This window comes from Butyrivibrio sp. LB2008 (assembly GCF_000621565.1).
Classification (GTDB): Bacteria; Bacillota; Clostridia; order Lachnospirales; family Lachnospiraceae; genus Butyrivibrio.
Window position 1 is genome coordinate 176,388 of sequence record NZ_KK211306.1, and the last position, 12,897, is coordinate 189,284.

Genomic DNA, 12,897 nt, shown 5'->3' on the forward strand with positions numbered 1-12,897 from the left:
GACCTCATGAAAACAACTATCGGAACAAGTGTAGCTATTATTTCACAACTCCGTGTACTTCTTACTACTTCCAAAGCTCTTCTCCACAGGATACTTTTCCCTGTTCTTCGCTATCTTATCCATCACGGCATCTTCTATGTTTATTCCCATCTTATCCGCCATAAGGATGCAGTAATTCACAATATCTGCGAGTTCTTCAGTTGCTGCATCTTTGTCATAATCAGGACTCCACTGGAAACATTCGAGAAGTTCTGCTGCCTCTATCGAAATACTCTTTGCAAGATTTTCAGGAGTATGGAACTGATCCCAGTTTCTTTCTTCTGTAAATTTGATGACTTCTCTTTTCACCTGCTCAAAATTCATGTCACGTCAAACCTTTCTACATACTTTAGGAAATGCTCACGAAGCGCGTCATCGCACACATATAGATATGTTCCTTTTATACCTCTTGTCATGAGGACGTAATAGATATTCCTTATGTACTTATCAAGCTCTTCATCTGTTGCGGACTGTTTACCTCTTTTGTCGAAGTATGAGGATTTGTCCACATATATCTTCTTCGCGTTTTCGTCATATCTGATATCTTTTCCAAGGATAATAAAACCGTAATTAAGGTCATAACCTGCGCTTGTGTGAATGCATCCAACCTCATCCAAAGCGCCTTCGCTGTTTATCCAGTTATTAAGGCAGTGATTCCATCTTTTGCTTATGCCTTCAATCTCGATGTCGTAAGCCGTTTTATTATTCTTAGACTTCCACTCCCATGCGTAGCCGGCCAACATACGACAAAGTTCAAACTCTTTTTCTTTTATATAGAGCTGTCTGTTGAAGTCCTCGAACTTAGTAAAAATCTTAAAGTCGTAGTTTGAAAACGTCTGCCCGGAAGTGCATGTATCATGAAGAATATCATTTATGTAATTGATGTACTCTTCACCGCCGGCAACTCTCATCTGCATCTTAAGATAATGCTTTGCATATGCGCTCATGCGGTTCTTTATGCCAAGCTGATGCTTTAATTTATTATCGAAGATTTCCAAAGGAGTTCCTGAAGGGCCGGACAACTGGTCGGGATCAAAGAAAAATACAGGTGTCTTCGCGACTTTCAGAACCCAGTCAAGCTCTGTTGCGTCTTTTGGAAGACCAAGCTTGGTATTATTATTGTCATGAGTCTGATATCCGACAATACTACGCCTCACCTGCAATTTCTGGGCTTCATCAACAAAAAGAATATCCCAGCTTCCGCCGTTTACCGCATCAGAAGCGCCCATTACATCTTTTGCCGCAAGTCCTTCAATCTTCTTGAAAAGATTTCTGAGTGTCGATCTTAATGATGTCTGCGGGATTATAAGTCCCATCTTCTTTTCACGAAAAGGATATTCATGAGTCTTTTCATCCTGATAATCTCTGAGATATTTCATCAGATAAACTGCAACTATCGTCTTTCCTGTGCCCGGGCGGCCTTCCACAACGACCGGCTTATTCTTATCGGTTCGAATCTCAGTGATAATCTCATCTGCAAGCTTCTTTTGATCTTTATTCAATTCTTTAAACGGAGAATATTTGTAGAACTCGCTGTTTTTGATCCATTCAAGGGAATGGTCGGCGAGGTGATGGCTTATCAGCTCATTCCATAGCTGTTCAAAGGTATCGTCGTAATCAGATTTTCTGAAATAATTCTTGTTGGCGATACCATCGTTTTTGTTGGTTATGATAAACTTGCCATCTGCGGAAACAAACTGGATCAGCTTGGATTCATAGTCAAATGTCGCAGACTGATTGAATCTTTCTGAATATATAAAATGAACTTGCTTGAATTCTCTTTTCTCATGATTGTTATAATGCTGCTTCATCCTTTCGGAAACATTGGTAGATTCACCAATATAGATTTTTTTCCCATTCTCAAGGATATAGATCATAGGCCAGTTATTGAGAAAATCATCATTTCCGTAATTATCGCTTGGAAATTTGTGATTTGTTATTACATAAAGAATTTCTTGCGTCTGATCTGAAGTAATCATGTGGTTGCTCCGCTTTTTTGATATTTGTTTGAAGCTGTAGTGCACTGAAATCTAAAATATAAAATTACTAAATCACTGAAAAACAAACTGTAACTGAATTCAATTATATCATAGAAAAAGTATTACTCTAGATGCTAATGTAGTGGGAAAGCTTTGGGCGGCAATTGGGGATTTCCAGATAAATATGCTACTCCACCATTCTTTTATCTGTGTTTTTCTGCTATTTTTGCCGGAATCCTTTGAGAAAACACAGATAATTAAAGGCACTCACCTCGTACTTATCTGTGTTTTGCTACTTTTTTCTATGAAATACATCTTAGAATCCCAGATAAACATAGGCTCCCATTCAATATTTATCTGTGTGCCACTGCTTTTTTCTCTGAAATGCATCATAAAATCACAGATAAACATAGCCACCACTCAATATTTATCTGTGTTCAACTGCTTTCTTCTCTGAAATACATCATAAAATCACAGATAAGCATCGACTCCTACTCAATATTTATCTGTGTGCCACTGCTTTTCTATCCGAAAAACATCATAGATAAGTGGAAGAGGCACCATACGAGCGGCGTACAGAAAAGCTGTACACCGCACCCACTGGCATACCGCCACCTCCCACGTCACCTCAGCTCCGTCCCCTTATCACAAACCTCTCCCCTTCATAAACGCGAATAGGATTACCTCGCACGATCTGCGCGTGTTTGCTCCAGGCGTCGGTTTTCTGCAGGTCCTTGTTTGTTTCGTTCATTTCTCTTAGGACTGCGGACAGTTTCTTGAGGGCGTCCTGCTTGTTGGCGAACTGGGAACGTTCTCTTGTGGACGATACCGTGATGCCGGTGGGGGTATGGATGACTCTGACTCCGGTCTCGACTTTGTTGACGTTCTGGCCGCCGGGACCGCCGCTGTGAAACTTCTCAATACGCACAGTATCAGAAGTGAGCTTTTCGCTTATCTCTTCAGGCTCAGGGATAATGCTCACATCGACAAACCAGTTCTTTCTCTTGTGCCCCGGTCTGTACTTGCTCTTGCAGATCCACTGCATTGTTCCTTCAAGCCTTGAAAGGTCCTGCACTGACGAAAAGACAATTGATGAAAAAGCTCCTTCAACCTCTCCTTTCACAGCAGTTATCATCTCAATATCCGAAAACTCTTTTTTCAGAGCTCTGTATATTCCTCCTACAGCAACCCTGCACTCGACAGGGCCCTTTCCGGAGCTTATCTGTAATATCATTTATGAATTTCCTCCCTTGTAGTTGTAGATTGGCTTAAGTATCTTATCTACAGACACCGTTTCTTCTATAGCTTCCTTAATATAATCAATACCTCTGTAAGCAAACGGTGCCTCGTCCAGAGTATCTTTTCCAATGCATGTGGAATAGATTCCCTTCATCGATGCCTTAAACTCAGATACGGTGTGCGAACCGGCCACATCTCCCCTTGATAATATCCTTCCCGAGCCATGCGGCGCAGAATTGTTCCAAAGAGAGTTTCCTTTGCCTTTTCCAAGGATCACTCCCTCTTTCATATTTACAGGTATAATGACATCCTCATTTTCCGCAGCCGAGATCGCACCTTTTCTGAGAACCGGCTTATCCCCGCTAAGATCGACATAGTTGTGAATGCAGGAAATCTCTTCTTTCCCCTTCCACTTCATACCTTTCATGATCACTGATGCAATTGTCTTTCGGTTCAAAGCAGCATACTCCTGCACTACCGCAAGATCATTAAGGTAGTCCTCCTTAAGCGTCCCTGTAAGATACGTCATCTCATAAGGAACATTCTCTTCTCCCCGGTCCTTGAGAAGCTTCTGCCCTGCTGCCATGTAGTATTCAGCCACTTCTCTTCCAAGATTCCTGCTGCCGCTGTGGATGATCAGATACACTTCCTTATTTTCATCAATATCAAGCTCAATAAAGTGATTGCCGCCTCCAAGCGTGCCGATGCTCAAAAGAGCCTTATCACTTCTGATGTGCTTGCGGCAGCGAAGCCTCTCCAAGTCAAAATCCGCGCCGTTAGAAACTCTCTTCCTTATGCATGATCCAACCGGCACATTATCTCTGATCACCGCGTCAAGCTTCTGAAAATCATTTCTGATCTTTCCCAGCTTTACTGCGAGCATTCCGCATCCGATATCAATGCCCACAAGTGAAGGCAGTACCCTGTCTGTGATCGTCATGGTAAGGCCGACAGGTCCCACTTTCCCCGGGTGAACATCGGGCATAACTCTTATTACCGAGCCTTCCGCCGCTCTGTTATCACAAATCATCTGTATCTGTGAAATGGCATACTTATCTACCTCTGAGCCAATAAGCTCCTGTTTGCACATGATCTGTGCTTCTGCATATTTTCCTTTTACGAGTATCAAAATAAAACCTCCGAAATATCAGAGGCTACACTTGTCCCGCTCTGTTACATATCTTTGAATGATCCGATCGAACGATCAGAAAAAAAGACGGCGGACAATCATGCCTCTGTCAATTACGTTAATAGTTCCAAAAATAGTCATGTATCTCATGATCGTCCTCCTTTCTGCTCATAGTGAGCAATTGAAAATTCTTAATAACAACAAAAGCAAGTATAACACATACACTTGAAAAAATAAAACTTTTTAAAATAGTCCAATAACCCCGTCCCTTAGGTCCATTTTATTTTTGCAAAAAATAGCGTATAATTGTACTGTAAATAGTTATTTTTTGACAGCAATACCGTCTATGAGGGCAAAACATGTATTGGCAAAAGATAAACTACTACGGCTTTGAGAAAAATCGCTACAATGATTGCAAAGAACTTATACACAATACAAATTACAAGTACATGCGGATCATTAACAGCTGGATTCTTTTTTTATCCATTGTTTATATGATCTTATGTCTTTTGAACAAGTTCGGATTATTAAGAAAGAACTACACCATATACTACTCGTTTATGATCTTTTCTCTGATCTTCGAAGTAGTTATTTTTGCATTAAAAAAAATATGCATCAAGTATACGACTGTCTTTGTTCATATAAGCTTTTTTCAGCTGATATCTTTTGGAATATGTTCTTCGATCTCACAACCGTATCTTGCAGCAACCATATATCTTGTCCTGGTTGTTATTGTTTCTGTTGCCTACATTGACACAATGATCAGATTCACCGTCCTTCTCATCTTCTACAGCAGTATTTTTCTGTACACATCATTTAATTATAAGCCAAACAACCTTGCCAATATCGATATGTACAATATAATGATATTCCTTTTGCTCTCGCTTATCATGCACTACAATTTCCAACACAGTAAGATAAATCAGTTCTATACACTTCAAAAGAATATTCAGATCCAACATGATCTTGAGATACGTTCAAGCTTTGACACTCTTACAGATTTGCTCACCAAAGACCGCTTTTTTGCAATCGCGGATCAGATAATAAAAGACTCGGTAAAACTCGATGAATATATCGTCGTATGTCTGCTCGACCTTGATAATTTCAATGAAATAAACAATAAACTGGGCCACCAGATCGGAGACAAGGCAATCCAGATGGCTTCCCGCATAATAATTGAAGAACTTAACATAGACATGCTTGAGAAATGGTCATTTACCGAGAGAGCCGTCCACAATGTATCCACCTTTGCCGGACGACTCGGCGGAGATGAATGCATAATGTTTATAAGAGGTCAGAAAAATGTTGAAAGCATAACTGCTATTTTAGAGAACATTCTGGCCAAATTAAATGCAGTAAATATCGGCGAACTTCACGGAATCAATGCTTCTTTGGGACTTGCAAGCGTATCTTCCGAAGATCCTGACATTGACTCTGTTTATAAGCGCGCCGGCGAAGCTCTTTATCGTTCCAAACAACATGGAAAAAACTGCATCTCGGTTATTTAGGATGTCATTTTTCCAATAAGGGAGTACAGATATGATAATTGTAGTAAAAGCCCTTATTTTATGTGCAATCATAATAGCGGTATATACAACGCTGGAGTGCATATCTTTTTTCAGCCTTCACAAAGATATCATCACTGAGTTTGAAGGAAAGAAAAAAGTGATACTCTTAGCTTCATACTGCCTATATATAGCTATATGTCTGCTTTTTTGCGTAGCAATCGTAATAAGCGGTGACAGCTTCCTATTTGGCCTTATTATATTTGTTTTTTCTCTGCTGATCTTTCTTTTTACCAACTGGATGTTTGTTGTCATCGGCAGTGTAAAGAGTAAGACAAAAGATATAGCTGAGTGCCTCATCGGAATGATAGAAGCCAGAGATACCAATCTCGATGGCCACTCCCTTCATGTTATGGAAATCGCGATGCTCATATATGACTATCTTCCATACAAGTATAAAAAGACCATTCGATGTGAAAATTTAAGATATGCAGCTCTCTTTCTCGATGTCGGAAAACTGGGAATTCCGAGCAAAGTCATCAACAAGCCGGGAAAACTTGAAACTGAAGAATGGGACATTATAAAGAAGCATGCAGATATTGGTGTTCAGGTACTTAAGCAGATCCACTCTTTTGATGAAATATCCGACTGGATCTTGTACCATCACGAAAGAATAGACGGAAACGGATATCACGGCCTTAATGGCAATGAGATCCCACTTGCATCAAGAATAATAGCCATTGCCGACACTTACTCCGCAATAGTTATGGTCAGATCTTACAAACCGTCAAGATCCTACGATGATGCGATTGGTTCACTGAAGATTGCCGCAGGTTCACAGCTTGATAAGGAACTGGTCGGTATCTTCTGTTCCATTCCTCGCGAGAAAGTTGAAGAATGTACAAGAAGAGTAAAAGAAAAAATGTCTCTTTTCCTTGCAAATGATTTTAGAGAAGAAAATATGTAATAAGGAGCTTACTTACTATGAAATCAGGTAAAAAACTTTTCTTTCCGATAATACTGGCTACCATGTTAACATCTTCAGCCTGCGCTCAGAATAATGCAAGCAATTCAATTGCCGACTCTCTTGATACAAACAATGAAAAGCCTGTCGTATGGTTTAACAGACAGCCTTCAAACAGTGAGACCGGTGAACTTGATATTGACGCCGTAACTTTCAACAAGAACTCTTATTACGTCGGCGTTGATATGCAACAAGGCGCTGATCTGCAAGGCGAAATGATAATAGGCTATATCACAAACAGCGATGCTTCCATCGACAGAAACGGCGACGGGATCATCGGATATGTGCTTGCAATCGGTGATATGGGACATAACATCTCAGTTGCAAGAACCAGGATTGCAAGAAAAGTTTGCGGAACAGCCGTAATGAAAAATGATGTTATAAATGCAGCTCCTGTATCATTGAATCTTGACGGAAGTTCCGATATTGTACAGGACGGAAGCGCAATAATAGCCGGAAAAGAATATAAGATAAGAGAACTTGCATCACAGGAAATGAAATCTTCCGACGGAATTACATGGTATGCAGATGCAGCAGGTACTGCCATTAACAATTGGGCCAATTCCTTCGGTGATGATATAGATGTGATAATTTCCAATAACGACGGAATGGGACTTAGTATGTTTGAAAACTGGGCACGCAATAACGGTGTCCCTGTATTTGGATATGATGCGAACAGCGACTGTGTCGCAGCCATCAAAGACGGATTCAAAGGAAGTATCAGCCAAAGAGCCAATATACAGACATACCTGACACTCCGCATTTTAAGAAACGGTATAGACGGTGTTGATGTAAATACAGGAATCGGTGTTATGGACGATGCCGGCAACGTTCTCTCCAATACAGACTACTATTATTCCGAGAGAGAACGCGCATTTACAGCATTAAATCTGGCTGTAACGGAGGAAAACTACACTTCGTTCCTTAATCCGAATGTTACTTACGAAGCAGTATCCCACCAGCTTAATCCAACCACACATCCAATGAAAAAAGTATGGATAAATATATACAGTACCGAAGATGATTTCCTTACCAAAACGTACGTGCCACTCCTTGAGCAATACGCACGTATTCTTAATCTGGATATCACCTTCGCTATCGGAAACGGATATGACGAATCCAGCATCACCGGTCAGCTCACCAATCCCGATGCATACGACGGATATGCGATTAATATGATAAAGACCGATGACGCGAAACTGTTTACTGATATATTATCCAGATAGAACGATTAATTATTTTTTGCCAAAAACTCCAGTGCTTTTGCTCTTCCATGATCGTAAACGCGCTGAAGCTGCGCGGGATCTTTTTCGACAGCGCTTATGTCAAGAGGTGCATCGGGACGAATAACTTTTACTTCTCCTGCAAGTTCTTTGTCCCGTATGTACCTCTTTTCTTTGTTATACATGATGTATCGCTCTTCCATTGCCTTTATCATGTTTGGATATTTGCGAAGCATAAAGCGGACAAGCGGCATATATGCCTGAGGCTTCTTTATATAGTCAACGGGCTGCGTCTCGATAACCAGATTGTCATCATACCCCTGCTCTTCCATAAACTTAAGCGGAATTGAATCTGATATCCCGCCGTCAAGGTACTTGCCGCCATCTATCTCTACAGGTCTTGATACAAGCGGCATTGAAGCCGAAGCCTGAATCCAGACAATATCATCTTTTTCCCCTGTAAGACACTTATGATATACGGGCTTACCGGTCATAATGTCCGTTGCAACGCAGTAAAACTCCATCGGCGTATTCTTAAATGTCTCAATATCCCATTTATCAAGCTTGTAAGGAAGCTCATCATAGCAAAACTTGACGTTATAAATGTCTCCCGTGGTCAAAAGAGATGAAATGCTGTGATATCTTTTGTCCGCGCAATACTTCTTGTTGTATCTGAGTGCCCTTCCATGCTGCTTTGACTTGATATTGCAGCCAAATGTAGCTCCTGCAGAAACTCCCACAGCTCCGTCAAACTCAACTCCTTCTTCCAGAAAAACATCAAGCACGCCGCAAGTGAACATGCCTCTCATTGCTCCACCTTCCAAAACAAGCCCTTTTTTCATCTGATAATAACCTCTCCGTTGCAGTCTATTACAGGTGCCTCGGTAATGATCTCACCTACGGCATCCGCCACTATTTTGCCAGATCTTGGATTCTTGACCGAATCTATACTTCCTATTATACTCGCCTCAACATCCGAGTATTCAAAAGAAAGATCGCAGCCTTCCATTGTACAGTCTATAAGTTTAAGATCTTTACAATAGCAAAGCGGCTGGGTTCCTATTATCTTACAATTAATAAGCGTAAGCCCTTCAGAATACCATGCAAGATACTCGCCCTTTACAATGCTGTCCCTGACGGTCACGTTCTTGGTGTGCCAGAACGCATCCTTGGTATCGAAGTTACAATTTGATATTTCCATATTCTCAACATATTGAAAAGAATATTTGCCCTTCATATCAACATTCGTAAGGGTTAAGTTCCTGCTGTCAAGGAACAGATACATCGATTCTACTTTGGAATCCTTCAAAGTAATATTATCGCATTTCCATCCAAACTCTTCAGATACGATATCACTGTTCTCAATAACTATATTCTTACACTCTCTGAGCGCCTTTATTCCGCCAAGCTTGGAACCTGATATCTTTCCGTTTGAATCATACCAAAGAGCAGCTCTTGTAAACTCATCCATCGTCGAGTCTGATATATCAAAGTCATTCACATGCCAAAGCGGATATCTGAGCGAAAAGCTGCAAGCTTCCACCTTTATGTTCCTTGCCTCTTTGAGCGCGGACTCACCGTCTGCGGGTCCTTCAAATCTGCACGCCTTCACTGTGGCATCAGTAAGATTGTACAGTGCTCTCTCTTCGTCAAACTGCTTGTTTTCCACTATATTTTGCATATTAACTCCTATTTCCAAAACAATTAAATGAACCTCATTATATTGTACACAATTTAAAATTAAATGCAACTTCCCTGATTAGTATTCGTAAATTCTTATATTCATTATGTGAACGTCGTTTTGTCTACGCGAAATCGAAAGATAATTTCATAAAATTTTAATAATTTGACAGTGTAAAGTGGCAAATTTTCACTATTATTTCAACGACAAATAGTATATAATGTATTCATTAAGTGAAATCTTGTTGTCAAACCACAATAGGTTGAGGGGCCTATTGTATACAAGAAATTCATTTAGTAATTTTATTTCTTATGAGATGAGGAGGGCAACGAATGAGACGTTCAGCTAAGGCAAAGAACAGCATCAGCCAGAGTTGTATCGAGATCATGGCAGATGCGATCAAGGCAAAAGAGCAGAACCTTTCCTACGGAAAATTCAAAGCATTGGATATGATTGGGAACGGAAATGTATCGGATGAAGAATATTCTTCAGAGTACACCGTACACACGACCGAACTCATTCACAGGAAAGAAGCCAATCCTGAAAAAAAGTCATTAGCGTTCGTTAAAATCAGGTGATTAGTACAGTTATCAATAAAAAGCATCAAACTTCTTTTTAATCAAGAAGCTTGGTGCTTTATTTCTTTTGCATTATTTCTGTACTTTTATTCTCTCATCTCCCGCAAGATAATATAACAGTGCCTGTCTTGCATGCTCTTTGTCCGTAGCTTCGACGCTCACCGTAAACCTATATGTGTGCTTCTTTATCTCTTCCGTCTGATTTTTGGCTTCATTATCAGCAATTGATTTGTCCTTGGTATCTTCGCTTGTCATCTCCATAATGTCTTCGATTGCGAATTTTCTGAACATTTCCTGCAGAAGCGGATCGTTCATGTACTTTTCTATAAGCATCAGCGTATTACCGAGATTCAGGTAATCACCGTGAAGAAACGCCTCGATATCAAGCACATCGTTTTTGGTCCTGTCGACATACTCATCCCACATGAGTTCTGCTTTCAGGATTTCTCCGTCACTGTCAATATTTTCCTCCTGCCAGTCAAGGACATACCATTTCCAGATCTGCAGCCTTTTTCTGTTTACTTCCTCATCACTTAGCTCCGCCATTTTCTGGCATGCATGTCTTGTGCCTCGTGATACAAGCGCATCTGTCGTCTTATCCACATCATAGGTCCTGCTGAAGACTTTCTTTTTCTTCTCAGAATTTAATATCGTAAGCCTTAGCGAATTGTCGGATACTCTGGTCATAGTAAGACTGTAGTCCCCGTGCCGCGCTATGACAAGCGGCCTCTCAATAAGTATGGTATCTTTGAACTTTATGAATGACTTAAGAACATCATCATTTTGAATATAACGAAAGGTTCTGCTCATCTTGATCCTTTCTTATAATAAACTTCTGACTATTTGCTCCTATATCATAAATATTCTTTTTTAAACTGCTCTATCCTGCACGGATGGCCGAAGTAATAACCCATCATATCGGAAATCGGGTACTGTTTGGCAATCTTTGCGGTCTCTTCGTCCTCAACTCCGGTGAAACAGGTCCTGATCCCCAGTCTGTGCACAAAAGAAGTAACCGCCTCAACCATGTACTTGGTTGTAATATTGTCTTCCATTCCGCCTGTCATGGAAGGAACAAGGTTCACCAGATCAATCGGAAGGTGTCTTACAAGATCCATCGCCGCAAAGTCTGAGGCATCAAGTCCTATCTTAAGTCCGCATGATTTAAGGAACTCCACCTGGCTCTTTAAGTGTTCCATTCCAAGTTGCCTGCTGCTCTTTGTAAGTTCAAGGCAAAGCCCCGTCGCAGGATAACCTGTTCTTCTTAGTATTTCCAAAAGAACCGTTCTGAATTCAGATCTTTCAAGCTGCATAAATGCGAGGTTGACACTCAGGTAAAAATCCTTATGGTTTCTCTTTATCTCAATCGCTTCTCCGAGCGCTGTCTCCAATATCCAGTTTCCAAGTGCGTAGAAAACAGGGTCCTGCTCAAGCCATGGAATAAACTCAGACGGTGAGACCGATCCGTACGGCTCCTTCTCCCATCTGACAAACACTTCCATTCCGACCAGCTGATTATCCGTAACCGAAAAGATCGGCTGATACTCAAGATAGAAACCGTCATATCCGTTTATTACACTGTTTCTTATCTCATTTACAAGAGCCATATTGCTCTTGTTGCCTTCCGCCCTGTCGTTCTGGAAGACCATAAGATTTCCGCGCTTCTGCGTCTTGGAATAATCAAGTGCATATTTGGCGCTGGTATAAATGGAATGCTCGTCTATATTAAAGTCCGTAGCGACTATTATGCCTCCGCCAAGCTCGGCAACGACTCTTTTTCCGTCAACTACAATACCCTCTCTGGTAAAGTTTTTAAGCCTTGTAAAAAGCCTTTTTAGCGGTTCGAGATCAATATTCTCGCTTATCAATCCAAGGATTGTTCCCTCTCCTCTGTATGCCTTTCCTATAGGTGCACCGTCATTTGCAAACTTAGTTGCAAGCGTTCTAAGCACGCTGTTACCCGTCATATAACCGTATCGTCTGTTGACATCACCGAAGTCTATGAAATTGATCATGAGAACCGCGTAGGTCTTCTTATCATTTTTCAGACTCCTCATGTCATTGAGCATTTCATACTGATTGGGCAAAAGAGTTATCGGATCGTTATTGTTTATTATTCCCTTATTTGTTATTGAGCATGCATAAAAAGAGGGCTTACCGACATAGTCTTTTATTACGACTCCCCTGCATGAACATGCCACATATTCACCGTTTTTATTTCTTGCTCTGTATTCGAAATTAGGATCGAGCTTAACACCGACGAAAACCTGCTTGAGATACTCGTTGTACTTCTCTCTGTCATCCGGATGGATTTTGCTCTCCCACACTGCCGAAGCATTATAAATGTATTCACTCGTAAGCCCAAAATAGTCAACTGCATTCAGTGACCATCTTGAAATATTTTTTGCCATATCATAGACAAATACATAACGGCTTCTCGATGTAACCGCGAAGGTATCGAAAATCCTATTGATAGTATCGTAAACTCCTCCTGGCATCC

General features: G+C 40.8%; 12 protein-coding genes. 4 read left to right on the top strand and 8 right to left on the bottom strand.

What is annotated here, in order from left to right; all coding sequences use genetic code 11:
• Nucleotides 1-42: 42 nt before the first annotated feature.
• From T356_RS0113375 to T356_RS0113395, 4 genes are all read right to left on the bottom strand, one after another.
• Entirely contained in the window at nucleotides 43-363 is a 321-nt protein-coding gene (locus tag T356_RS0113375; RefSeq protein WP_026514916.1) for a nucleotide pyrophosphohydrolase, read from the bottom strand.
• Nucleotides 360-2,018: a DUF2075 domain-containing protein gene (locus T356_RS0113380; protein WP_035781161.1), complete on the bottom strand. Its 1,659-nt coding sequence runs from the start codon at nucleotides 2,016-2,018 to the stop codon at nucleotides 360-362. Before T356_RS0113380 ends, T356_RS0113375 begins: the two co-directional genes overlap by 4 nt.
• A 628-nt stretch (nucleotides 2,019-2,646) precedes the next feature.
• Entirely contained in the window at nucleotides 2,647-3,252 is a 606-nt protein-coding gene (gene prfH / locus T356_RS0113390; protein WP_026514918.1) for a peptide chain release factor H, read from the bottom strand.
• On the bottom strand, nucleotides 3,253-4,347 hold the full coding sequence (locus tag T356_RS0113395) for an RNA-splicing ligase RtcB (protein WP_051563464.1): 1,095 nt from the start codon (nucleotides 4,345-4,347) through the stop codon (nucleotides 3,253-3,255).
• Between the two features lie 398 nt (nucleotides 4,348-4,745).
• On the opposite strand from T356_RS0113395, the gene T356_RS0113400 reads away from it, so the two are divergent.
• The 3 genes from T356_RS0113400 to T356_RS0113410 are packed head-to-tail and all read left to right on the top strand — an operon-like array spanning nucleotide 4,746 to nucleotide 8,141.
• The gene (locus T356_RS0113400) at nucleotides 4,746-5,894 is read left to right on the top strand and encodes a GGDEF domain-containing protein (RefSeq protein ID WP_026514920.1); all 1,149 of its coding nucleotides are present in this window, start codon (nucleotides 4,746-4,748) and stop codon (nucleotides 5,892-5,894) included.
• Between the two features lie 31 nt (nucleotides 5,895-5,925).
• Nucleotides 5,926-6,858, top strand: coding sequence for an HD-GYP domain-containing protein (locus T356_RS19495; RefSeq protein WP_051563440.1), 933 nt, complete (start codon nucleotides 5,926-5,928; stop codon nucleotides 6,856-6,858).
• Between the two features lie 17 nt (nucleotides 6,859-6,875).
• A complete protein-coding gene (locus T356_RS0113410; RefSeq protein WP_026514921.1) occupies nucleotides 6,876-8,141 on the top strand; it encodes a substrate-binding domain-containing protein in 1,266 nt (421 codons plus the stop codon).
• A 5-nt stretch (nucleotides 8,142-8,146) separates the two neighbouring features.
• Here the strand turns inward: T356_RS0113410 and T356_RS21685 are convergent, their stop codons facing one another.
• Nucleotides 8,147-8,980, bottom strand: a complete 834-nt coding sequence (locus T356_RS21685; protein WP_026514922.1) for a patatin-like phospholipase family protein — start codon at nucleotides 8,978-8,980, stop codon at nucleotides 8,147-8,149.
• Nucleotides 8,977-9,819: a DUF3737 family protein gene (locus tag T356_RS0113420; protein WP_026514923.1), complete on the bottom strand. Its 843-nt coding sequence runs from the start codon at nucleotides 9,817-9,819 to the stop codon at nucleotides 8,977-8,979. Before T356_RS0113420 ends, T356_RS21685 begins: the two co-directional genes overlap by 4 nt.
• 332 nt (nucleotides 9,820-10,151) lie before the next feature.
• On the opposite strand from T356_RS0113420, the gene T356_RS0113425 reads away from it, so the two are divergent.
• Nucleotides 10,152-10,397 carry a hypothetical protein gene (locus T356_RS0113425; RefSeq protein WP_026514924.1) on the top strand — a complete coding sequence of 82 codons (246 nt, stop codon included), beginning with the start codon at nucleotides 10,152-10,154 and terminating at the stop codon, nucleotides 10,395-10,397.
• A gap of 72 nt (nucleotides 10,398-10,469) precedes the next feature.
• Here T356_RS0113425 and T356_RS0113430 read toward each other — a convergent pair whose 3' ends face one another.
• On the bottom strand, nucleotides 10,470-11,207 hold the full coding sequence (locus T356_RS0113430) for a hypothetical protein (RefSeq protein WP_026514925.1): 738 nt from the start codon (nucleotides 11,205-11,207) through the stop codon (nucleotides 10,470-10,472).
• Nucleotides 11,208-11,251: 44 nt separating this feature from the next.
• Nucleotides 11,252-12,895: a sensor domain-containing phosphodiesterase gene (locus T356_RS0113435; protein ID WP_026514926.1), complete on the bottom strand. Its 1,644-nt coding sequence runs from the start codon at nucleotides 12,893-12,895 to the stop codon at nucleotides 11,252-11,254.
• Between the last annotated feature and the right edge of the window lie 2 nt (nucleotides 12,896-12,897).

Excerpts from the sequence above, each read along its gene's own strand:
- T356_RS0113400 (WP_026514920.1), top strand. The coding sequence starts at position 4,746 with ATGTATTGGCAAAAGATAAACTACTACGGCTTTGAGAAAAATCGCTAC.
- T356_RS0113430 (WP_026514925.1), bottom strand. The coding sequence starts at position 11,207 with ATGAGCAGAACCTTTCGTTATATTCAAAATGATGATGTTCTTAAGTCA.
- T356_RS0113435 (WP_026514926.1), bottom strand. The coding sequence starts at position 12,895 with ATGCCAGGAGGAGTTTACGATACTATCAATAGGATTTTCGATACCTTC.
- T356_RS21685 (WP_026514922.1), bottom strand. The coding sequence starts at position 8,980 with ATGAAAAAAGGGCTTGTTTTGGAAGGTGGAGCAATGAGAGGCATGTTC.
- T356_RS0113420 (WP_026514923.1), bottom strand. The coding sequence starts at position 9,819 with ATGCAAAATATAGTGGAAAACAAGCAGTTTGACGAAGAGAGAGCACTG.
- T356_RS0113410 (WP_026514921.1), top strand. The coding sequence starts at position 6,876 with ATGAAATCAGGTAAAAAACTTTTCTTTCCGATAATACTGGCTACCATG.
- prfH (WP_026514918.1), bottom strand. The coding sequence starts at position 3,252 with ATGATATTACAGATAAGCTCCGGAAAGGGCCCTGTCGAGTGCAGGGTT.
- T356_RS0113395 (WP_051563464.1), bottom strand. The coding sequence starts at position 4,347 with ATGTGCAAACAGGAGCTTATTGGCTCAGAGGTAGATAAGTATGCCATT.
- T356_RS0113375 (WP_026514916.1), bottom strand. The coding sequence starts at position 363 with ATGAATTTTGAGCAGGTGAAAAGAGAAGTCATCAAATTTACAGAAGAA.
- T356_RS0113425 (WP_026514924.1), top strand. The coding sequence starts at position 10,152 with ATGAGACGTTCAGCTAAGGCAAAGAACAGCATCAGCCAGAGTTGTATC.
- T356_RS0113380 (WP_035781161.1), bottom strand. The coding sequence starts at position 2,018 with ATGATTACTTCAGATCAGACGCAAGAAATTCTTTATGTAATAACAAAT.
- T356_RS19495 (WP_051563440.1), top strand. The coding sequence starts at position 5,926 with ATGATAATTGTAGTAAAAGCCCTTATTTTATGTGCAATCATAATAGCG.